Source organism: Tenebrionibacter intestinalis (genome assembly GCF_016632365.1).
Classification (GTDB): domain Bacteria; phylum Pseudomonadota; class Gammaproteobacteria; order Enterobacterales; family Enterobacteriaceae; genus Tenebrionibacter; species Tenebrionibacter intestinalis.
Window position 1 is genome coordinate 1 of the sequence record NZ_JAEPBH010000045.1, and the last position, 20,412, is coordinate 20,412.

Sequence of the window (20,412 nt, forward strand, 5' to 3'; positions counted from 1 at the left end):
CTGGTTTATTAGTGCTGAGTTTGTGGGGATCCCTCAGCAATGGACTGGGGCTTAAAGTTAGCATTACATTACTGATATAGCCGCCCAGGCAAACAGGTATCAATATGTCGCCCCCTCAATGTTATATTATTAATAAAAAACATATCTCAGCCCTTGCTGGCATAGCGTTAATTATCCCGTAACTACATCGGATATTACTTATTTCCTCCAAAGCGGCGATTAAATACTAATAACAACTTATCACGTATTTTTTCTGCGCCGATAAAACCAATCATCGCCCCGACAAAAGAGACAGAATTTTCTGACAGCCCCAGAAAGACCAGCGATCCGGCAACTGCCAGCGTCAAAATGCCACACGACAAAGCACCGGTAATGGATTTCACTATAGATGTGCCATCATAGAAACTCATAAGCAGCGAAATACTCCCCGATGCCGATGACGCATATATTGCCGGAAGGAAATCTTCAATCCACCGGATAGTTTTATCAATTAACGCATCAAATATACACATATTTTACTCCTGGCTGATTTCATATACAGGAACTTTTTCTAAAAATAGCGATACACAGGTAAATTGTGCCATAGCTGTCAAAATCTTACCCAGCCAGCTATTTATTAACTCGCTTTTTAATAAACTCTGTATTGTCTGCTGTTTTTTCCGTTAAATTCTTCGCATGGATTAAACATTATGAATAAAGTATTATCCATACGTCACTATTGAGCAATTTCATCTATCGTTAATTTTTATGAAAGAAATAACCGCTTCTCTGCAATTCGGCGTTGCTGAAGCCCAGGCATAAATTTATCGCCAGCCCGATTCCAGTAAAAAAATTGTTCAGCCGCTCCCCGGTAATTCTTTTGATTAAGGCACTTTAATAAAGTTGATGTAGAAAATGCCATTGTGCCAATATTCCATGCCAGGCTAATCATCGCATCAAACTGAGCCTGTGTGACTGGAACCTTGATTAATTTATTTAACGCCTGTTCATAACTGACGATACCGCAGCGTAGTAATTGTTCTGCTTTAAATGCCGTAATCGTCATCCCCGGCTGAACCGGTATACCATTGACAGGTTTTGTCCAGCCGTAACCAATTGTCCACGGCGCCCCGCCCGTTGCCGGATCGGGATAAGCTTTCAGGCTGTAACCTTCAAAACGTTTGATGAGCGCCAGCCCCTGCTCACTTATTTTCATATATTACTCCTCGCCTTATATTTTTGATACATAACTACGCGCCAGATAGGTTTATCTGACGTTAAACAGCATTCTGAATGGTTAGCCCAATACACGCCGTATAGGTTATAAGTTATTAAACGGCCTTGATATGGTTAGCAATACATAGCCCCAGAAAAGCGCTTCAACAAACAAAGCATCGGTGACAGATCGTTACATCGCGCTATAAATAACGAAATACAATACACGAACACACCGCGCGCTAATTTATTTTAAGAAAAAACGCACTCTCATTGATTTCTCTCATCAATAAAAGGCTAGCAACAAACTTGCGGGCCGCACAATATTTTTTCAGAAAAAAAACTCCCCGGCTCACTTGCCCCCTGACAGCACACAACGCCATTAAATAAAAAAGAATGATATGTGAATACATCATTCTTTCTTTAATTTAAACAGGTTTTCAGGCGGTAAATCTATCGCCCCGGCAAGACTTGCTCAGCAACGGCTCGCCAGCAATACTGGCTTTAGATAATTCTGTATTTACCACATCATCATTTTTTTTACCGGCAGAGGCCGTATAGCGGCATTATTTTCTGATACTTCAACACTGTCATCCATTTCAAGCCTTGTGTCCAGCATGCTCAGGCACCCGTCAATAAACCCCTCTGCAACCTGAAGCTGTACACGGACTGTTTTTTCATCCTGTTTAAGGATTCGCGCCAGAGTACGTTTGGACGCGCCATAAACATAGTGGGCAATTAATAGATCGTATTCCCCCGCCTGACGAACTTTTCGCAACCGGCAAATGCAGGCATCAATGATTAGACCATCAGCATCACAGCAATCCAGCCGCCTGGAGCGCGGCGCTACAATTAAACTTTTGAACCCTGCGGCAACCGGTGTCCAGCCAAGATTGTTATAATCCCGCGCGGCCCATCCACCCCAGCGTTCCAGAACTTTTTGAATGTTACGCATCGTGAACCCTCCTCATTTAATCACTTTATCTCTCGTTCGGGCATCGGGCCACGACACCGGAACCTTCATCACGAAGCCCCCTTTGCACAACCCTGCATAAGCCGGAGGGGCCGCATAAATCCGTTTTCGTATAAACGACACCGTCAGTTTATCCGTAAATGCATTATCCGGCAACCCGAAATCGGGTTGCGGCGCCGCACATTTTATGCAATTATGCATTAACCAGCGCAACCGGGAATATTCATGTGAACAATGCGAATGCCGCCGATATTTTGCAGAAAAATATTAAATACCTTATGGAGAAAGCCGGTATCGCCAGTGTTACCGAGCTGGCGCGGCACCTGAAAATGCAGCAATCAACGTTGCATCGTATGCTAACCGGGGAAGTCAGGGATCCGAAATACACCACATTAAGCAATATTGCCGCTTTTTTTAGTATCTCGCCGGTAGACCTGATTGAGCGCGATTTACAATACACAGAGGCAGCGCCTGCTAAGGCAAATAATGCAGCCTGGCCGTTTCACGCCCGAAGTGTGCCCGTGTTAGGCAATACCCAATTGGGGCACGGCGGCTACTGGAACGATATGGAATATCCCGCAGGCGGCGGGGACGGGTATTTGCGTTGGCCCTCTTGCGATGAAGACGTTTATGCCCTCAAATGCGTGGGGGATTCGATGATGCCGCGTATTAAAGAAGGAGAGTTTGTCATCATTGAGCCCAACCATCATTATCACCCAGGCGACGAGGTGCTGGTGGTCACTCACGGCGGCGAAGTGATGGTAAAAACGTTTCTGTTTGAACGCGATGGTTATTACCATCTGTTGCCGGTCAACGAAGATCACGCCCCCATTCGCATAGCAAAAAGTGACGTTGCTAAAATTCAGTACGTAGCGGGTATCGCAAAATCCACCCTTTGGGTCCCCTGAACGGCAATCGCGAAAGGGCGAAAATACGTTAATGCATTAAACAACGACGGCTGCCCTTTTGCGATAAAGCAGCATATAATGCCCGCCCTGATTATGTTGTTGAGAAAACCCTCATGGCGCTACTTATCACCCAAAAGTGCATCAACTGCGATATGTGCGAGCCGGAATGCCCAAACGAAGCCATCTCTATGGGGGAGAGCATTTACCAGATTAACAGCGATCGCTGCACTGAATGCGTTGGTCACTACGATACGCCCACCTGCCAGAAAGTGTGCCCTATTCCGAATACAATCGTTCAGGACCCCACTCTTGTTGAGAATCAGGAGCAGTTGTGGGACAAATTTGTACTGCTCCATCACGCCGACAAGATTTAAACACGGCGCTATCGCCCCCGTCTGCGCGTTAACGTTTCTCTCCCGGGCGTAACAGTTGTCTGAACGACCCGCATAGCAGGCAACAATGACCGCTCTCGTTTCGCCCTGTTCTGGCAACAGAGCAAATCGTCAGCTTTCAAGGATGACGGTGGCGCAGGCATAGCGGCGTTCATCGGCCAGCGAAACATGCACGTTTTTCACGCCCGTGCATTCCGCCAGCCGCAGGGCGGCATCGTGGAAACGCAACTGCGGCTTGCCCAGCATATCGTTGAACACTTCAAATTGTACAAACGCCAGTCCGTTGCGAATGCCGGTGCCAAACGCCTTAGCCGCCGCCTCTTTTACCGCAAAGCGCTTTGCCAGAAAACGTACCGGCTGCTGGTGAGTTTGATAAATCGCCCATTCATTCGCACAAAGCACACGCTGCGCCAGCCTGTCGCCTGAACGGTCGATTACCGCCTTAATGCGCGCAATTTCAACAATATCCGTCCCCAGCCCAAGGATAGCCATCAGGCGCGTGCTTCCAACATCAGGCGCTTCATATCGGCAACCGCCTCTTTTAACCCTACCATCACCGCACGCCCAATAATGGCATGACCGATATTCAGCTCATGTATTTCCGGCAGCGCCGCAACGGGTTTAACGTTGTGATAGGTCAAACCATGACCTGCGTTGACTTTAAGCCCTTTACTCGCCGCATAGGTTGCGGCCTTCGCGATGCGCGCCAGCTCCTGCGCCTGAGCGCTATCACTTTGCGCATCGGCATAAGCGCCGGTGTGAATTTCAATCCAGGGCGCCCCGGCGGCCACTGCGGCATCAATCTGCGTCTCGTGCGGATCAATAAACAGCGAAACCAGAATACCAGCCTGCGCCAGCCGGGCACAGGCATCGCGCAGCTTTTCCGGTTGTCCGGCCACGTCCAGGCCGCCTTCTGTCGTAACTTCCTGGCGTTTTTCCGGCACAAGGCAACAAAAATGCGGTTTGGTTTTACAGGCGATAGCGATCATTTCTTCAGTCACCGCCATCTCAAGGTTCATGCGGGTATGAAGCGTCTGGCGCAGAACGCGCACATCACGGACTGTGATATGGCGGCGATCTTCACGCAGGTGAACAGTAATGCCATCAGCGCCGGCCTGCTCAGCAATAAACGCCGCCTGCACCGGATCCGGATAGGCAGTGCCGCGCGCGTTTCGCAGCGTAGCGATATGGTCAATATTGACCCCTAAGAGTAATTCAGCCATGACAATCCTCGGTAGTCGCACTCAGACCCAAAAGTGTACACCGCGACGGGAAAGCATGGCTATGTCCAGCCGCTATTATGACGTCGGAGGGGATTTAATCGCCGGTTTTTTCGGCATAAACTGGCGAAACAGCTCGCGGCTCTTCAGCGGTCGCCCGCCGAGATAGGGTTTTAGCGCAATGCGGGTAAAGCGCTTGGCTGCGCGTAATGTGGCGCTATCGGGAAAGTCGCGCTCCGCCAGCGCACGCAGTTCGCGGCCGGTAAAACTGACGTTATCCACGACCAGGCTTGCGATAAAACCTTTTTCTTCGCGATAGCGATAGGTCATCGTGTCGCTTACCGGCTCGCCGCTGCCGGCGCAATGTAAAAAATCCACCCCGTAACCAAGGTGTCCAAGCAATGCCAGTTCGAAGCGACGCAGCGTTGGTTCTGGCGATCCCGGACCGGCGGCCAGTGCCTGAATACAGTGCAGATATTCAAAAAACAGCGCTGAGAATCGCGTTTCATGCTCAAGCACGCGCGCAAGCAGTTCATTAACATAAAGCCCGCTATAGAGGTGAATGCCGGTAAGCGGCAGCGCCAGCGAAACCGCTTCGGCATTACGCAGCGTTTTGACTTCGCCACGCCCGCCCCAGCGCGCCAGCAATGGCGTAAAGGGCTGAAGCGCCCCTTTAAGGCTGGAGCGCTTTGAACGCGCCCCTTTGGCGATCAGGCGAATACGCCCGGATTCTTCAGAAAAAAGGTCGAGCAGAAGACTGGTTTCGCTCCAGGGGCGACTGTGCAGTACAAAAGCACGTTGCCAGCCTTCCATTATCGAACCTGCTACATATCGTCGTTATAGCCGAGGCTGCGCAGCGCGCGCTCATCATCGGCCCAACCAGATTTCACCTTCACCCATAGCTCAAGGTGAACTTTGGCTTCAAACATCTCTTCCATATCCCGGCGCGCTTCAATACCGATGGTTTTGATTTTAGCGCCTTTATTACCAATGACCATTTTCTTCTGCCCTTCACGCTCAACGAGAATCAGACCATTAATATCGTATCCACCGCGCTCGTTTGTAATAAAACGCTCTATTTCAACCGTTACGGAGTATGGCAATTCAGCGCCAAGAAAGCGCATTAGCTTTTCACGAATGATTTCAGATGCCATAAAACGCTGGGAGCGATCGGTAATGTAATCTTCCGGAAAGTGATGAACCGCCTCGGGCAAGCGCTTGCGCACTATTGCGGCAATCGTATCCACATTCATACCGGTCTCAGCGGACAGCGGCACAATATCCAGAAAATTCATCTGGCTGGCTAAAAATTGCAAATGCGGCAGCAGCTCTGCTTTATCGGCAATATTGTCGACTTTATTCACCGCCAGAATGACCGGCGCTTTGCCGTCACGCAGCTTGTTCAGCACCATTTCATCATCCGCGGTCCAGCGCGTGCCTTCCACCACGAAAATAACCAGCTCGACATCACCGATAGAGCTGCTGGCAGCGCGGTTCATCAGGCGGTTAATGGCGCGCTTTTCTTCTATGTGCAGCCCGGGAGTATCCACATAGATAGCCTGCCAGGCGCCTTCGGTGTGAATACCAACAATGCGGTGGCGCGTGGTCTGCGCTTTACGCGAGGTAATAGAGATTTTCTGACCGAGCAGGTTATTGAGCAACGTCGATTTACCAACGTTAGGACGTCCAACAATAGCAATAAACCCACAGTAAGTTTTTTCGTCGCTCATTCAAGCTCCAGCTTTTTCAGGGCTTGTTCAGCCGCAGCCTGTTCGGCCTTACGGCGGCTGGAGCCGGCGCCAACGACCGGTTCAGACAAACCGCTCACCTGACAGTGAATCGTAAATTCCTGATCGTGCGCTTCACCGCGCACCTGAACAACCAGGTAGGTCGGCAGCGGCAGATGACGCCCCTGCAAAAACTCCTGCAGGCGCGTTTTAGGATCCTTTTGCTTATCGCCCGGGCTAATCTCATCCAGCCGCGTCTGATACCACGACAGTATCAGCCGTTCAACAGTCTGAATATCGCTGTCGAGGAAAACGCCGCCAATCAGCGCCTCCACCGTGTCCGCCAGGATAGACTCACGGCGAAAGCCGCCGCTTTTTAACTCTCCAGGCCCCAGGCGCAGACATTCGCCTAACTCAAATTCTCGCGCAATTTCCGCCAGCGTGTTGCCGCGCACAAGCGTCGCGCGCATACGACTCATATCGCCTTCATCAACCCGTGGGAAACGGTGATAAAGCGCATTAGCGATAACAAAACTCAGGATAGAGTCGCCAAGAAACTCCAGCCGCTCATTGTGTTTGCTGCTTGCGCTACGGTGCGTAAGCGCCTGCTGCAGCAGCTCCTGCTGTAGAAAAGTGTAGCCCAGTTTGCGCTGGAGCCGGTTAATTACGATGGGATTCATGCGATACCAGTATATAAATACGTCGGACAATTCAGCACACGAAACCGCGCTAATCTGTAACCAAAACGGTTTTGTGTGCTGCGGCCCCCTTTCGGGGGCCGGACTGAAAAACACGGGAAAATATTCTATACGTAACGACAGGGGATGTCGTTAACAGTTTAGCTTTTATTAGTGTATACCGCCGATACGGCTCAGGCGTATACCAGTTGGCCATTCGCCCTGCTGTTTTTCAAAGCTCATCCAGATAGCGACGGCTTTTCCTACCAGATTTTGTTCCGGTACAAACCCCCAGTAGCGGCTGTCTTCGCTGTTATCACGGTTATCGCCCATCATGAAATATTGCCCCGGCGGCACAATCCAGCTTGCCGACGGCATACCAGATTGATGGAAGTAAAGCCCTACCTGATCCTGCGCAATCGGCAACAGCAGGATTCGATGGGCAACATCGCCAAGCTGCTCGGTACGCACAGCCAGGCGCACTCCGCCCTCGCGAGTTTGGTCCTGCGGCATCTGCCAGAAACCGCCGCGTGACCCGTCATCGCCATGCGAAAACGTTTCTACAAAATCGCTCGGCTCCACATTGCCGTAAGTCAGCGCCAGCGCATTATCGCAGGCCTGGCCGGAACGGCAGTTCGGCTCAACGGTAACCTGCTTGGTAATCGGATCGTAAGACACGCGATCGCCCGGCAGGCCCACAACGCGTTTAATGTAATCAACGGTTGGATTACGCGGATATTTGAACACCACTACATCGCCGCGTTTTGGGTGTCCGGTTTCAATCAATGTCTTCTGAAAGACAGGATCTTTAATACCGTATGCATATTTTTCCACCAGGATGAAATCGCCGATAAGCAAGGTCGGCATCATTGAACCTGACGGGATCTGGAACGGCTCATAAATAAACGAACGTACTATCAGCACAATCGCTAACACCGGAAAGATAGACGCGCAGGTCTCCAGCCAGCCGGGTTTCGCCGCCTTTTTCAGCGCGGCCCGATCGGGCGTACCTTGCTGCGCATTTCCGTCATTTTTCTGCGCCCTACGACGCTTTGGCGCGAAGACAAACTTATCCATGCACCACAGCAGCCCGGTCACCAGCGTGGCAATCACGAGGATCAGGGCAAACATATTCGCCATGCCAACTCCTTAAAATTATTTACCGTCTTTGCCCACGTGCAGTATCGCGAGAAACGCTTCCTGCGGCAGTTCGACGTTTCCGACCTGCTTCATGCGCTTTTTACCTTCTTTCTGCTTCTGAAGCAGTTTTTTCTTACGGCTGACATCGCCGCCGTAACACTTGGCCAGCACGTTTTTACGCAGTTGCTTGACTGTGGAGCGCGCGATAATGTGATTGCCAATTGCCGCCTGAATTGCAATATCAAATTGCTGGCGCGGAATCAGATCCTTCATCTTCTCAACCAGCTCACGGCCACGATAAGGCGCATTATCATTGTGAGTAATTAACGCCAGAGCATCTACGCGCTCGCCGTTAATAAGCACGTCTACACGCACCATGTTAGAGGCCTGGAAACGTTTGAAATTGTAATCCAGCGAAGCGTAACCGCGCGAGGTAGATTTGAGGCGGTCGAAGAAATCAAGCACCACTTCCGCCATCGGAATTTCGTATGTCACCGCCACCTGATTACCGTGGTAGACCATGTTAGTCTGCACCCCGCGTTTTTCCACACAGAGCGTAATGACATTTCCCAAATACGCCTGCGGCAGCAGCATATGACATTCAGCAATCGGCTCGCGTAATTCATCGATATTATTAAGCGGCGGAAGTTTGGAGGGGCTATCAACGTAAATAATCTCTTTACTGGTGGTCTGCACTTCATACACCACCGTCGGCGCAGTGGTGATAAGGTCCAGGTTGTATTCACGCTCCAGGCGCTCCTGAATAATTTCCATATGCAGCAGGCCAAGGAAGCCGCAGCGAAAGCCAAAGCCCAACGCTGTCGAGCTTTCCGGCTCATAAAATAAAGAGGCATCGTTAAGGCTTAGTTTGCCAAGCGCATCGCGGAAGCTTTCATAATCGTCAGAGCTGACCGGGAACAGTCCAGCGTACACCTGCGGCTTCACTTTCTTAAAGCCCGGCAGCGCTTTGTCCGCCGGGTTGCGAGCGCCCGTTAACGTATCGCCTACCGGGGCGCCGAGAATATCCTTGATGGCGCAAACCAGCCAACCCACCTCGCCACAATACAGCGCATCGCGATCGACCTGTTTTGGCGTAAAGATGCCAAGACGATCGGCGTTATAGGTCTGCCCCGTGCTCATGACTTTGATTTTATCGCCTTTACGCAGCGTGCCGTTTTTCACACGCACCAGCGATACCACACCGAGGTAGTTATCAAACCAGGAATCAATAATCAGCGCCTGCAACGGCGCGTCGGGATCGCCCTGGGGGGCCGGGATGTCGCGTACCAGCCGTTCCAGAACGTCCTGCACGCCCACACCGGTTTTTGCCGAGCAGCGCACTGCGTCAGTGGCGTCAATCCCGACAATATCTTCAATTTCCTCAGCTACGCGTTCTGGATCGGCTGCAGGCAGATCGATTTTATTGAGTACCGGCACCACCTCCAGATCCATTTCAATAGCGGTATAGCAGTTAGCCAGCGTCTGGGCTTCTACGCCCTGCCCGGCATCCACGACCAGCAGCGCGCCTTCACAGGCCGCCAGCGAGCGTGAAACCTCATAAGAGAAGTCAACGTGGCCTGGCGTGTCGATAAAGTTGAGTTGGTAGGTTTCACCATCGGACGCTTTATAATCAAGCGTCACGCTCTGCGCTTTGATAGTGATGCCACGTTCGCGCTCAAGATCCATTGAATCAAGGACCTGCGCCGCCATTTCACGATCGGAAAGGCCGCCGCAAATTTGGATAATACGGTCAGACAGCGTCGACTTACCGTGGTCAATGTGGGCAATGATGGAGAAATTTCTTATGTTCTTCATAAATATGAATTTATTAACTCGCTATGCGGATGTATTTTACTTGATGGACACAGCGGTGGACACTCCACGGTAACTACCCCATCAACGACTGGCCTGCATATTACACCGTAGTCGTTAACTCGTCAGCATATGGCTTTCATTAACATAAAGCTTACAAAACATTTTGCTTTGAAAATTACCCGGCAAGTAAACAATATCGCCACCAGGCTGGCGCAGGCGTTTTCCGGCTCGCCACCGGCCAAAAGCGTTAAATCTTACAGAGCGGTTTTAAACGATGGCCGATGAAAAAGAGATAAAATAACGAGACTGTTATCAAACGCTGTGTCGAACGACTGCGGCAAAGCGGACAAAACTGCGTTTTCGCCCATTTGTCAACAACCTGTAATCGCTTACTTTTTCCGGGTTACTTTAGACATTCATCAGCACATACCGCACTGTTTTTTATAACAGTAATACAATAAATAAAAAGGCTGGATGATAAAAATCGAGGAATTTTTTATGAATACGGCAGTGCGCGAATAAAAAGCTATAAAGTAAACTTTATAATCCTGACAGCCGTATTCGCGCTTTTTTCAGTAACGAATCCCTTCCTGTATTTACAGCCCTGCGAGCTTTCGCAAGTATGCAAAAGCGAGGGTTAGCGTTTCTCTGCATCTGACGTAACAACGCTTAATACGTCTGGCGCTAACGCGACGCTGAGGATAACCGGCTGCCAGCCCTCACGTTGGCTCAGACGCGGCGACACGCCGCGCGCCAGTAGAAATCCGCCGACGCCGCCCAATAGCGCCCCACCGCATGCAGCCAGATCGCTGCCAAAGAGCGCCTGGAATAGCCCTGCCAAAATAAAAAGCCCTGCCAGCGGCGACATATACACTAATAACGCCGACCCCAACAGGCTCCTTTCCGCAATGCCCAGCTCCACTTTCTGCCCCGCAACCAGTGGTTCACGGCTGGCAACACAGAGCGTATGGCGAGTTTGCGGCCCCAGTTTATTCAGCACACGGCTGCCGCAACCGACGCGAGACGCGCAACGACTACAGGACGATTTAACATCGCAGCTAACTACGGCTTCGCCGTTTTGCCACGATATCACTGTGGCCCACTCTTTAATCATTGCGCGCTCCTGAACTTAATGCTGTCCACTACGCGTTTTGCCGTCTGCGGCGGTAATTCACCCACAACAGTAATCTCAGCATTATTACGCACTTCGGTTCTGACCGTGCGGCGACCCGTGCGCAGCAACTGCTCGCCGCGTGAGCCTGCGCTGGCGCGGTTTACGTTAACTGAAAAACTAAATAAGCCATCAGAATAAAGACGAGACTCTACCGGCATTCCCACCGCTGCCAGAGGTCGACGGCTGCTGGCAACTTCGCGAAAGCCCTGCGGCACCCAGCCAGGCGCCCATCTGAAACTGACTTTATCGCTTTCCGGCACCGAAAGCAGCGGCGGCAAGCTGGCTTTTGTCAGCGCGTCCATTGAAACGCCAATCCCCTCGTCAACGGCAACATTGATAACTCGAAACTGTTCAAGCGTCTCGCCATCGCGATCCAGCAAATCGACGCGCATGGGAAGTTTAGTATCCGAATCCATCCACACGATATAGCCATAGCGCATGCCATCCCGGGCCACCACGCGGATAACTTCGCACATGCGATCGGCGATACGCGTTTTGCCAACGGAGATAAAATCGTAGTACGGCGACAGCTTTTTAAAATCCGCATAAACAATGGAAGGAAGAGAATCGACAATGTAATCGCCGGTCAGGGTAAAAGGCTCAAGCCCGGGCTCGAAGTAGCTGATTTCACTACCGCGCTGCACCACCTCCCGACGCGGGCCGTCAAGCTGCAAAAGCTGAGCAAGCGGCTTATTGTTAAGCCGGGAGTGCCGATAGCGCAGCGATTCCACGCCCTGTTTATTTATGCTGATAAAAGCAAGTTCGTAATTAAGAGACTGGCTCGCGGTGTTCATCTGCTGCAACAACGCCCCGGACGGAACATCCGCCGAGGCGTTTGAGGCGAAGAACAGGCTGCCAGCAGCAAGCGAGAGGGCACACCAAAGCTGCTTCATTACTGCGACTGAGTTCCTAAAGTTTGATTACCCGGCACCTGCAGGGCTGCCTGCTGGGTCTGGGATCGCTCAAGCTGCAACTGTTCAGCATGCAGTCGCCGCTGGAGTTCATAGTCCTGCAACATTGCATTAATGCGACGCCGTTGTTCCTGAATCTGCTGCGGCCCCTGGCCGGCTACATTATTCCCGGAAGGAACGCCAAGGCTAACCGGACTTGCTTTGCCCATCATCGGCAAAGTATTAAAAACCGGCGTTTCCGGCTGGCTACTCCTCTCGCCCGCGCGCCCGTTGTACTGCTGAACACCCACAATAACCGCCAGTGACACACAGGCAGCTATGCCAATCTGGGTAATCTGGCTGGCCCACGGCCGTAATTTCTTCCAGAACGGCATTTGTCGCCATTGATGCGCAGAAGGCTGCATTTCTTGCGCCGACAGGACGGCGCGACGCGGCGCTTCAGTAGCGATTGCCGCCATTACGCCTGCGGCAATATCAATCTTAAGCGCCTGTTCACTCACGTCGCCGCGCATCGTATCGCGGATAAGATGGTAACTGGCCCAGGTGTGCTGCAATGCTTTATCGTCAGACAGCGAACGCATCAGCTCGCTATCCAGCGTTTCTCCATCCATCAGAGCGGAAAGTTTTTCTTTCTGCATGCCTAAATACCTTTTCAGTATCCCGCCATCGTTAACGCTGGATGAGCGGTTGGACCTTGTTATCAATAGCTTCCCTTGCCCGAAATATACGCGATCGTACTGTTCCCACCGGACAATCCATTATCCCTGCTATTTCTTCATAGCTTAGGCCATCCAGCTCCCGGAGTGTAATTGCCATGCGTAAATCTTCGGGAAGCGATTCAATGGTACGGAAAACTATCTGTTTCAGTTCTTCAGACAACATTAAGTTCTCTGGGTTCGAAATTTCTTTCAGCGCACCGCCGCTTTCATAGTTTTCAGCGTCGTTTGCATCTACGTCGCTGGAAGGCGGACGGCGCCCCTGGGCTACCAGGTAATTTTTCGCCGTATTGACCGCAATACGGTACAGCCAGGTATAAAACGCGCTGTCGCCCCGAAAGGAATCAAGGGCGCGCCAGGCTTTGACAAAGGATTCCTGCACCACATCAGGGACATCCCCTGAGGGCACATAGCGTGAGACCAGATTAGCCACTTTATGCTGATAGCGTACCACCAGCAGGTTAAATGACCGCTGATCGCCGCCCTGAGCCCGCTCGACCAGGAGCTGATCCGTTAACTGCTCGCTCATCCGAGGTAATTTCTCCTCAAACTCTTTTTCCTCGCGTAATAGAAATGCCACTCCGAACTCTGTACATTGAGCAAGCAGATGCTTAGAGCATCGGGTTTCTGAAAAGTTCTTTTACGCCTTGTTTTTATACTGTATTTCGCGAAATCTGGTTATCACTCATTCTTATTTCCGCGCCCCCAGGGGGTTAACTGCGCCATTAGCACAGGCAACAAACAGACCCACAGCAGAGTATCGCATGCAGGGGCTTTTTTCATCTTTAAATCTTCAACAGCGAAAACGATAAATCCTAATCCTTTTTCCTCCCCACGCAGCATGTTTAGTATTTACAACAAAAAAATGGAAACCCACGCTTTTTTAACGCTGATTTTCTGATAATCTTGGCAAATCCGTTTAGCAAATAAAACAAATCATGAAGAAGATAAGCGAACTTTCCTGTGACGTGCTCATTATTGGTAGCGGCGCGGCGGGCCTTTCGCTGGCGCTACGTCTGGCGGAGCGCTATCGGGTCGTCGTATTGAGCAAAGGACCGGTCAGCGAAGGGGCCACTTATTATGCTCAGGGCGGTATTGCCGCCGTTTTTGACGAGCTTGATAGTATCGATGCCCACGTAGAAGATACGCTTATTGCCGGCGCAGGGCTGTGCGATCCGCAAGCCGCGCGTTTCATCGCCAGCAATGCGCGACACTGTTTACAGTGGCTTATCGATCGCGGCGTGGCCTTTGACCGCAGCAGCGATATGGCGGGTACGGGCGGTTATCACCTGACTCGCGAAGGCGGCCATAGCCATCGCCGCATACTGCATGCGGCGGACGCCACCGGAAAAGCCGTGGCAACCACGTTAACCAGTGAAGCATTACGCCATCCCAATATTCAGATAGCCGAAAACCAATACGCCATTGATATTATTCTCTCAGATCCACAAGAGATTACAGGTTCCCGTCGTGCGGCTGGCGCGTGGGTTTGGGATAAAAATAGCGGCCAGGTGTCAGCCTGCCGCGCGCAAAGCGTCGTTCTGGCAACCGGCGGCGCTGCGCAAGTATACCGCTACACCACCAACCCGGTTACCGCCACAGGCGACGGTATCGCAATGGCCTGGCGCGCAGGCTGCCGCATCGCCAATCTCGAATTTAATCAGTTCCACCCCACCGCGCTTTATCATCCCCAGGCAAGTAGTTTTTTGCTCACTGAAGCGCTGCGTGGCGAAGGCGCATGGCTGGTGCGCCCGGACGGTAGCCGTTTTATGCCTGAAACAGATTCACGCGCCGAGCTGGCGCCCCGCGATATCGTAACGCGCGCTATCAACAGCGAAATGAAGCGCCTCAACGCCGCCTGTATGTATCTTGATATCAGCCATAAACCCGCGACATTTATTCGGCAACATTTTCCAACCATCTGCCAGAAACTGGCCGGGGTCGGGCTGGATCTCACCTGCGATCGCATTCCGATTGTTCCGGCTGCGCACTACACCTGCGGCGGCGTGCTGGTTGACCAACGCGGACGCACTGACGTTGACCGCCTGTGGGCTATTGGCGAGGTCAGCTATACCGGATTACACGGCGCCAACCGCATGGCATCAAATTCTCTGCTGGAATGTTTAGTTTACGGCTGGGCTGCCGCTGAGGACATACTGGCACAACAGCCAGCGTTCTGCACAACGCAAACGCTCCCTGACTGCACTATCGGCTCCGCCGATAACGCGCACGCGCAACAGGACTTTGCTCTCCTTCGCCAGGAGTTACAGCAGATAATGTGGGAAAATGTCGGCATAGTGCGCACAACAAAAAAACTGGAACACGCACAACGCCACATAACAGAGCTACAACAGCAGTTAGAGGAATACGCTGCCTGCGTTCGCCTTTGCGGCGAACTCCTGGAATTGCGTAATATGGCGCAGGTTGCACATCTCATGGCGCAATGCGCGCTGGCACGTAAAGAAAGCCGTGGGCTACACTTCACGCTTGATTACCCTAACCAAAGCAGCGCTGCAACACCTACGATTCTGGCGCCTTACGGGGACATAAACAGATAGAAATCCTGGGTCAATCCCCGCCAGGCTTCAGAATATTCACGATCGCCGCTACGGATAGCCAGGCGCTCGGTGAAACATTCCCCAGGCTGCGGCGAGAAACCGAGCAACACACGGTGCGGCGGACGCATATCGTTGTCCGCCACATCAGTACGAAAGCGGCAGTGCCAGCCTTGTCCGGCCGCCATAGCAATAAACTGCTGACCGGTCTGCTCCGGTAACACCAGGCAGAAAAAACCTTCTTCGGTAATAAGCTGTGCCGCACAGGACAGCAACGCAGCATGATCTAACGTAGTGGTGTAGCGCGCCTGCTCACGCTGCTTGCTGGCGCAGGCAACGCCTGGCGGATAGTAGGGCGGATTGCTAACGATAAGCTGATAGCGCATCGTCTGCCGCGCCGCCCATTCCCGAATATCGGCATGATAAACGGATACGCGCTGCGACCAGGGCGAAGCCTCGGCGTTTACACGCGCCTGCTCTGCGGCCTGCGCGTCCAGCTCCACGGCATCAATCTGCGTTTGCTCACCAGTGCGCTGCGCCAGCATCAGCGCCACCAGCCCGCAGCCAGTGCCGATATCCAACACCCGTTGTACGCCCGCTACCGGCGCCCATGCGCCAAGCAAAATACTGTCGGTACCCACTTTCATTGCACAACGATCGTGAGCGACAAAGAACCGTTTAAAGGTAAATCCATTGCGGGGAAGAACAGCTTTACGCTCTGACATAATCCATACCCGGAGAAAAGATCGCAGTAGCATAGGTGAAAGCATAGCTATCGAAAAGCGCCAAATAACGGAAAGAGATGAACATCACGAACAGAACGTCTATAATCGGCGCCCCACACAGAGGTAGACCATGACCGTAACCACCTTTTCCGCACTCGAATTAGACGAAAGCCTGCTGGATGCGCTGGAAGCAAAAGGCTTCACCCGTCCTACTGCAATACAGGCGGCGGCTATCCCGCCCGCGCTGGACGGACGCGACATTCTTGGCTCTGCGCCCACGGGTACCGGTAAAACCGCAGCCTACCTGCTGCCAGCTATTCAACATCTGCTTGATTTCCCCAGAAAAAAATCAGGCCCTCCGCGTGTGCTGATACTTACGCCGACCCGTGAACTGGCTATGCAGGTCGCCGATCATGCCCGGGAGCTGGCAGCAAACACACGCCTGGATATCGCCACCATAACCGGTGGCGTCGCTTATATGAATCACGCCGAAATATTCAGCGAAAATCAGGACATAGTGGTTGCTACCACCGGTCGCCTGCTGCAATACATCAAAGAAGAAAACTTTGACTGCCGCGCAGTTGAAATGCTGATACTTGATGAAGCCGACCGTATGCTCGATATGGGGTTTGCGCAGGATATTGAACATATTTCAGGCGAAACCCGCTGGCGTAACCAGACAATGCTGTTTTCCGCCACGCTGGAAGGCGAAGCGATAACAGACTTTTCACGCCGGTTACTGAACGAACCCGCAGAAGTTTCCGCCATGCCATCGGTACGCGAACGTAAAAAAATTAATCAATGGTATTACCGCGCCGACAATATTGAACACAAAACGGCGCTGCTGGCGCATTTGCTCAGACAGGAAGAAACCCGACGTGCGATAGTTTTCGTTCGTAAGCGCGAACGCGTGCATGAACTGGTGGAATGGCTGCAAACGGCAGGTATTCAATCCTGCTGGCTGGAAGGCGAAATGGTGCAGGCTAAACGTAACGAAGCCATCAGGCGTCTTACCGAAGGCCGCGTCAGCGTGCTTGTTGCGACTGACGTAGCGGCGCGCGGCATTGATATACCCGACGTGACCCACGTATTTAATTTCGACCTGCCGCGTACCGCCGATATTTATCTGCATCGCATTGGCCGTACTGGCCGCGCCGGCCGTAAAGGCACTGCAATATCTCTGGTAGAGGCGCATGACAATTTTCTGCTTGGCAAAATCGGCCGCTACATTCAGGAACCGCTGAAGGCGAGAGTTATTGATGAACTACGGCCTGTTACGCGGACGCCGAGTGAAAAACTCAACGGTAAGCCATCAAAAAAAGTAAAAGCCAAACGCAAAGAGAAGAAGAACGAAAAAGAAACCGCTAAACTGCGCGTTAAGAAGCGCCATCGCGATACAAAAAATATCGGCAAACGCCGCAGGCCCAGCGGCAATCCCCCGCAAAGCAACGAAGAGTAAACTTATACCGCCGTCATTCATCATTCAGACTTTTTTCGGGCCGCATCTATGCGGCCCTGCGTTTACCTACAGCTTCATGGCCAGGATTTAGCGTTTTTCCCGCAGGCAACAAAAAAGCCGACGGGATAACCCAGCGGCTCAGATAAAGAGGGCAAAAACGCAGTTTTGTTCTCTTTGCGGCTACCTGCCGAAAATCAACGCGTTGATTTTCCTTATTCGCTTTCTGTTTTCCGGGCCGAAGACGTTCGGCCCGGCGGCGTTAAGCCGGTAACAATTACAGGCTTTCTGTAAAAGTACGTGTAATAACGTCACGCTGCTGCTCTGGCGTCAGCGAGTTAAAACGTACGGCATAACCGGATACGCGAATAGTGAGCTGTGGGTATTTTTCCGGATGCTTAACCGCATCTTCCAGCGTTTCGCGACGCAATACATTCACATTCAGATGCTGACCGCCCTCCACACGAACTTCCGGTTTTATTTCCATCGGAACTTCACGGTATTCGATCTGGCCCAGCTTGTTGATGGCAACGATATCATCCTGCGCATATCCCGCTTTTGCACAGACGCAACGCGCTTCGCCTTTTTCGCTATCCAACAACCAGAAAGAGTTTAACAGGTCATCATTGGCAGCTTTGGTAATTTGGATACCAGTAATCATTTGTGCCTCCCTATGGGCTTCATTATTCGTTATCAGCCATTTCATGGCTAATTGGTAAAACCTTTGTTGCTCTGCTGTTCTGTATACCAGTGCAATGCGCGGAAATCATTGATTTAAATCAATTAAAGGCACCTCAAAAATAAGGGCATGAAAGCATTATTTTGTTTTACATCAACTTAGCCAACTCACTTGCACTACTCTATTTTTGTAAATATTCAATTTTATTTGAGAAAACAGCCCTGCGGCGTTATCAAATTTTGTGCTGCGTAAAGAAGCGGTTAAGCTATATCGATACCAATCGCAGGAGAGCGAGATGACTGCAAAACTCACCTGGCACGATGTGCTGGCAGAAGTAAAAACTCAGCCCTATTTCATCGAAACGCTGCAAACCGTGGCTGCCCGGCGTGCAGCAGGCGTTACGGTTTATCCGCCGCAAAAAGATGTCTTCAACGCTTTTCGCTATACCGAATTAGGAGACGTAAAAGCGGTTATTCTGGGTCAGGATCCTTACCACGGGCCTGGTCAGGCGCATGGCCTTTCTTTTTCCGTGCTGCCCGGTATTTCACCGCCGCCATCCCTGCAAAACATGTATAAAGAGCTTGAAAACAGCATAGCCGGGTTCACGCGGCCCAACCACGGCTATCTCGAAAGCTGGGCGCGCCAGGGCGTGATGCTGCTTAACACAGTTTTGACCGTAGAAGCTGGACGTGCGCATTCCCATGCAAGCCTTGGCTGGGAAACGTTTACCGATAAAATCATTGAACTGATAAATCAACATCGTGAAGGCGTCGTGTTTCTGCTGTGGGGCTCACACGCGCAAAAGAAAGGACGCATTATCGACCGCCAGCGCCATTGCGTACTCCAGGCGCCGCATCCATCGCCGCTCTCGGCGCACCGCGGCTTTTTTGGCTGCGGCCACTTTATGAAAACAAACGACTATCTGGCGCAGCGCGGCGAAGAGATAATTGACTGGCAACCGAAACTACCTGAAGAAATGGCTTAAAAACCGCCAGAAAAGAAAAGCTCCCTCGGCTGAAAAACAATAAAGCGCGCGGGAGCTGTTTCCTGAGAAGCGGTTTTTATTTACTCACTTTATGGCGTTTTGACGCCACCACTCCGCTAACAACACGCCGGTTGCAACCGAAACGTTAAGGCTTTCAACATTGCCCGTGCCGTTAATGGAAATACGTAAGTCCGCATCGGCAAATGTCGCATCACTGATGCCATCCTGCTCCTGCCCCAGGACCAGCACCATTTTCGCCGGTAACTGCGCCTGAAGCAGCGGCGTTCCTTTATGGCTGGATGTGGTGACAATGCTGTATCCTGCTGCGCGAAAGCGGCTTAACGCCTCCGCAAAGCCGTCGCCGGTAATCGCCTGAACATATTCCGCACCGCCAGCAGCCGTACGCACCGCTGCGCCAGACTCCAGTAAACCCGCATCCTGCACCAGCAACCCCTTAACGCCAAAATGAGCGCAACTGCGCATAATGCCGCCGAGGTTATGCGGATTGCCAATATCTTCCAGCGCCAGCACGCAATCTTCCGCCAGGCCTTTGTCAATCCACTGCGTTACGGTAACGCCATGACGTTTTTTAATCAGAAAACAGACGCCGCCATGATGTTCCGTGCCAGACGCACGGGTCAGCTCTGCATCATCCACGACATGATAGGCTTTGCGATTTGCGGCCATCCAGCGTAATGCTTCTTTAAATCGCGGCGTTACGCTCTGGATAAACCAGGCCCGGACAATAGACTCCGGACGGTGTTCAAACAGCGCCTGGCAGGCATTCTCCCCATAGACGCGAGTTTCTTCGGCACGCTGACGACGAAGCACCTGCGGATCAATGAAACTTTTTCCACTAATGCCGCCGTGATCCGGCACGCCGTCCGCTTCATTGCCCGGCGCGCGTGAAATAGTGCGCCACGGCGATGTCTCGCGGCGCGGGCCGCCGCGATCTGCATGTTTCTCTTCGCGCGGGACGCGACGTTTGTCACCACCAGCCTTTGGCTTACCACCGCCTTTACCAGTGCGCGGGTTGCGGGAGCGTTGTTCGTCATCATCACCACCGCGAACATACATCACTTTCACTTTGCCGCTTTTGCCCTTGAATTCGTCGCTCATTTCTTCTCTCCACTGCTCTGCGCGAAGCGCGCAGATTACCCGATGT

At 52.0% G+C, this 20,412-nt stretch carries 23 protein-coding genes; 5 read left to right on the forward strand and 18 right to left on the reverse strand.

Annotation, left to right across the window (positions count from 1 at the left end; all coding sequences use genetic code 11):
• Positions 1-194 precede the first annotated feature (194 nt).
• From JJB97_RS14905 to JJB97_RS14915, 3 genes are all read right to left on the reverse strand, one after another.
• Positions 195-512 carry a phage holin, lambda family gene (locus JJB97_RS14905; RefSeq protein WP_238714813.1) on the reverse strand — a complete coding sequence of 106 codons (318 nt, stop codon included), beginning with the start codon at positions 510-512 and terminating at the stop codon, positions 195-197.
• 233 nt (positions 513-745) lie between these two features.
• The gene (locus tag JJB97_RS14910) at positions 746-1,195 is read right to left on the reverse strand and encodes a lysozyme (RefSeq protein ID WP_238714814.1); all 450 of its coding nucleotides are present in this window, start codon (positions 1,193-1,195) and stop codon (positions 746-748) included.
• A gap of 519 nt (positions 1,196-1,714) precedes the next feature.
• Positions 1,715-2,149 carry an antiterminator Q family protein gene (locus JJB97_RS14915; protein ID WP_238714815.1) on the reverse strand — a complete coding sequence of 145 codons (435 nt, stop codon included), beginning with the start codon at positions 2,147-2,149 and terminating at the stop codon, positions 1,715-1,717.
• Between the two features lie 245 nt (positions 2,150-2,394).
• Here JJB97_RS14915 and JJB97_RS14920 point away from each other — a divergent pair, with 245 nt between their 5' ends.
• Together JJB97_RS14920 and JJB97_RS14925 are read left to right on the forward strand one after the other, a co-directional pair.
• On the forward strand, positions 2,395-3,075 hold the full coding sequence (locus JJB97_RS14920) for a S24 family peptidase (RefSeq protein WP_238714816.1): 681 nt from the start codon (positions 2,395-2,397) through the stop codon (positions 3,073-3,075).
• Positions 3,076-3,188: 113 nt separating this feature from the next.
• Positions 3,189-3,449, forward strand: coding sequence for a YfhL family 4Fe-4S dicluster ferredoxin (locus JJB97_RS14925; RefSeq protein ID WP_238714817.1), 261 nt, complete (start codon positions 3,189-3,191; stop codon positions 3,447-3,449).
• Between the two features lie 129 nt (positions 3,450-3,578).
• On the opposite strand, the gene acpS is transcribed toward JJB97_RS14925, so the two are convergent.
• From acpS to JJB97_RS18800, 12 genes are all read right to left on the reverse strand, one after another.
• Entirely contained in the window at positions 3,579-3,959 is a 381-nt protein-coding gene (gene acpS / locus JJB97_RS14930; RefSeq protein ID WP_238714818.1) for a holo-ACP synthase, read from the reverse strand.
• Positions 3,959-4,690 (reverse strand): pyridoxine 5'-phosphate synthase, encoded by a 732-nt coding sequence (pdxJ, locus tag JJB97_RS14935; RefSeq protein ID WP_238714819.1) that lies wholly within the window; start codon positions 4,688-4,690, stop codon positions 3,959-3,961. Before pdxJ ends, acpS begins: the two co-directional genes overlap by 1 nt.
• A gap of 75 nt (positions 4,691-4,765) precedes the next feature.
• Positions 4,766-5,500 carry a DNA repair protein RecO gene (gene recO, locus JJB97_RS14940; RefSeq protein ID WP_238714820.1) on the reverse strand — a complete coding sequence of 245 codons (735 nt, stop codon included), beginning with the start codon at positions 5,498-5,500 and terminating at the stop codon, positions 4,766-4,768.
• Positions 5,501-5,511: 11 nt separating this feature from the next.
• Positions 5,512-6,417 carry a GTPase Era gene (gene era, locus JJB97_RS14945; protein ID WP_238714821.1) on the reverse strand — a complete coding sequence of 302 codons (906 nt, stop codon included), beginning with the start codon at positions 6,415-6,417 and terminating at the stop codon, positions 5,512-5,514.
• Entirely contained in the window at positions 6,414-7,094 is a 681-nt protein-coding gene (gene rnc, locus JJB97_RS14950) for a ribonuclease III (protein WP_238714822.1), read from the reverse strand. The genes era and rnc overlap by 4 nt, the downstream gene beginning before the upstream one ends.
• 168 nt (positions 7,095-7,262) lie before the next feature.
• Complete coding sequence (gene lepB, locus JJB97_RS14955) at positions 7,263-8,231, reverse strand: signal peptidase I (RefSeq protein ID WP_238714823.1); 969 nt, start codon at positions 8,229-8,231, stop codon at positions 7,263-7,265.
• A 15-nt stretch (positions 8,232-8,246) separates the two neighbouring features.
• Positions 8,247-10,046 carry a translation elongation factor 4 gene (gene lepA / locus JJB97_RS14960; RefSeq protein ID WP_238714824.1) on the reverse strand — a complete coding sequence of 600 codons (1,800 nt, stop codon included), beginning with the start codon at positions 10,044-10,046 and terminating at the stop codon, positions 8,247-8,249.
• A 637-nt stretch (positions 10,047-10,683) separates the two neighbouring features.
• Complete coding sequence (gene rseC, locus JJB97_RS14965) at positions 10,684-11,160, reverse strand: SoxR-reducing system protein RseC (protein WP_238714825.1); 477 nt, start codon at positions 11,158-11,160, stop codon at positions 10,684-10,686.
• On the reverse strand, positions 11,157-12,113 hold the full coding sequence (gene rseB / locus JJB97_RS14970) for a sigma-E factor regulatory protein RseB (RefSeq protein ID WP_238714826.1): 957 nt from the start codon (positions 12,111-12,113) through the stop codon (positions 11,157-11,159). The genes rseC and rseB overlap by 4 nt, the downstream gene beginning before the upstream one ends.
• Complete coding sequence (rseA, locus tag JJB97_RS14975; protein WP_238714827.1) at positions 12,113-12,769, reverse strand: anti-sigma-E factor RseA; 657 nt, start codon at positions 12,767-12,769, stop codon at positions 12,113-12,115. Before rseA ends, rseB begins: the two co-directional genes overlap by 1 nt.
• Before the next feature lie 31 nt (positions 12,770-12,800).
• Positions 12,801-13,376 carry an RNA polymerase sigma factor RpoE gene (rpoE, locus tag JJB97_RS14980; protein ID WP_238714828.1) on the reverse strand — a complete coding sequence of 192 codons (576 nt, stop codon included), beginning with the start codon at positions 13,374-13,376 and terminating at the stop codon, positions 12,801-12,803.
• Positions 13,373-13,450 (reverse strand): hypothetical protein, encoded by a 78-nt coding sequence (locus JJB97_RS18800; protein WP_399198634.1) that lies wholly within the window; start codon positions 13,448-13,450, stop codon positions 13,373-13,375. Before JJB97_RS18800 ends, rpoE begins: the two co-directional genes overlap by 4 nt.
• 335 nt (positions 13,451-13,785) lie before the next feature.
• Here JJB97_RS18800 and nadB point away from each other — a divergent pair, with 335 nt between their 5' ends.
• Entirely contained in the window at positions 13,786-15,405 is a 1,620-nt protein-coding gene (nadB, locus tag JJB97_RS14985; protein WP_238714829.1) for an L-aspartate oxidase, read from the forward strand.
• Here the strand turns inward: nadB and trmN are convergent.
• Positions 15,384-16,127: a tRNA(1)(Val) (adenine(37)-N(6))-methyltransferase TrmN gene (gene trmN / locus JJB97_RS14990; protein WP_238714830.1), complete on the reverse strand. Its 744-nt coding sequence runs from the start codon at positions 16,125-16,127 to the stop codon at positions 15,384-15,386. The genes nadB and trmN overlap by 22 nt on opposite strands.
• A gap of 130 nt (positions 16,128-16,257) precedes the next feature.
• Here trmN and srmB point away from each other — a divergent pair, with 130 nt between their 5' ends.
• Complete coding sequence (gene srmB / locus JJB97_RS14995; RefSeq protein WP_238714831.1) at positions 16,258-17,586, forward strand: ATP-dependent RNA helicase SrmB; 1,329 nt, start codon at positions 16,258-16,260, stop codon at positions 17,584-17,586.
• 274 nt (positions 17,587-17,860) lie between these two features.
• On the opposite strand, the gene grcA is transcribed toward srmB, so the two are convergent.
• Positions 17,861-18,244, reverse strand: coding sequence for an autonomous glycyl radical cofactor GrcA (gene grcA / locus JJB97_RS15000; protein ID WP_238714832.1), 384 nt, complete (start codon positions 18,242-18,244; stop codon positions 17,861-17,863).
• 313 nt (positions 18,245-18,557) lie between these two features.
• On the opposite strand from grcA, the gene ung reads away from it, so the two are divergent.
• The gene (gene ung / locus JJB97_RS15005; RefSeq protein ID WP_238714833.1) at positions 18,558-19,247 is read left to right on the forward strand and encodes a uracil-DNA glycosylase; all 690 of its coding nucleotides are present in this window, start codon (positions 18,558-18,560) and stop codon (positions 19,245-19,247) included.
• Between the two features lie 84 nt (positions 19,248-19,331).
• On the opposite strand, the gene JJB97_RS15010 is transcribed toward ung, so the two are convergent.
• Positions 19,332-20,366 (reverse strand): tRNA/rRNA methyltransferase, encoded by a 1,035-nt coding sequence (locus JJB97_RS15010; RefSeq protein ID WP_238714834.1) that lies wholly within the window; start codon positions 20,364-20,366, stop codon positions 19,332-19,334.
• Between the last annotated feature and the right edge of the window lie 46 nt (positions 20,367-20,412).

Excerpts from the sequence above, each read along its gene's own strand:
- rseA (WP_238714827.1), bottom strand. The coding sequence starts at position 12,769 with ATGCAGAAAGAAAAACTTTCCGCTCTGATGGATGGAGAAACGCTGGAT.
- JJB97_RS14925 (WP_238714817.1), top strand. The coding sequence starts at position 3,189 with ATGGCGCTACTTATCACCCAAAAGTGCATCAACTGCGATATGTGCGAG.
- rseB (WP_238714826.1), bottom strand. The coding sequence starts at position 12,113 with ATGAAGCAGCTTTGGTGTGCCCTCTCGCTTGCTGCTGGCAGCCTGTTC.
- srmB (WP_238714831.1), top strand. The coding sequence starts at position 16,258 with ATGACCGTAACCACCTTTTCCGCACTCGAATTAGACGAAAGCCTGCTG.
- acpS (WP_238714818.1), bottom strand. The coding sequence starts at position 3,959 with ATGGCTATCCTTGGGCTGGGGACGGATATTGTTGAAATTGCGCGCATT.
- trmN (WP_238714830.1), bottom strand. The coding sequence starts at position 16,127 with ATGTCAGAGCGTAAAGCTGTTCTTCCCCGCAATGGATTTACCTTTAAA.
- era (WP_238714821.1), bottom strand. The coding sequence starts at position 6,417 with ATGAGCGACGAAAAAACTTACTGTGGGTTTATTGCTATTGTTGGACGT.
- lepA (WP_238714824.1), bottom strand. The coding sequence starts at position 10,046 with ATGAAGAACATAAGAAATTTCTCCATCATTGCCCACATTGACCACGGT.
- lepB (WP_238714823.1), bottom strand. The coding sequence starts at position 8,231 with ATGGCGAATATGTTTGCCCTGATCCTCGTGATTGCCACGCTGGTGACC.
- rnc (WP_238714822.1), bottom strand. The coding sequence starts at position 7,094 with ATGAATCCCATCGTAATTAACCGGCTCCAGCGCAAACTGGGCTACACT.
- rseC (WP_238714825.1), bottom strand. The coding sequence starts at position 11,160 with ATGATTAAAGAGTGGGCCACAGTGATATCGTGGCAAAACGGCGAAGCC.
- JJB97_RS14905 (WP_238714813.1), bottom strand. The coding sequence starts at position 512 with ATGTGTATATTTGATGCGTTAATTGATAAAACTATCCGGTGGATTGAA.
- JJB97_RS15010 (WP_238714834.1), bottom strand. The coding sequence starts at position 20,366 with ATGAGCGACGAATTCAAGGGCAAAAGCGGCAAAGTGAAAGTGATGTAT.
- JJB97_RS14910 (WP_238714814.1), bottom strand. The coding sequence starts at position 1,195 with ATGAAAATAAGTGAGCAGGGGCTGGCGCTCATCAAACGTTTTGAAGGT.
- pdxJ (WP_238714819.1), bottom strand. The coding sequence starts at position 4,690 with ATGGCTGAATTACTCTTAGGGGTCAATATTGACCATATCGCTACGCTG.
- recO (WP_238714820.1), bottom strand. The coding sequence starts at position 5,500 with ATGGAAGGCTGGCAACGTGCTTTTGTACTGCACAGTCGCCCCTGGAGC.
- JJB97_RS14915 (WP_238714815.1), bottom strand. The coding sequence starts at position 2,149 with ATGCGTAACATTCAAAAAGTTCTGGAACGCTGGGGTGGATGGGCCGCG.
- nadB (WP_238714829.1), top strand. The coding sequence starts at position 13,786 with ATGAAGAAGATAAGCGAACTTTCCTGTGACGTGCTCATTATTGGTAGC.
- ung (WP_238714833.1), top strand. The coding sequence starts at position 18,558 with ATGACTGCAAAACTCACCTGGCACGATGTGCTGGCAGAAGTAAAAACT.
- grcA (WP_238714832.1), bottom strand. The coding sequence starts at position 18,244 with ATGATTACTGGTATCCAAATTACCAAAGCTGCCAATGATGACCTGTTA.
- rpoE (WP_238714828.1), bottom strand. The coding sequence starts at position 13,376 with ATGAGCGAGCAGTTAACGGATCAGCTCCTGGTCGAGCGGGCTCAGGGC.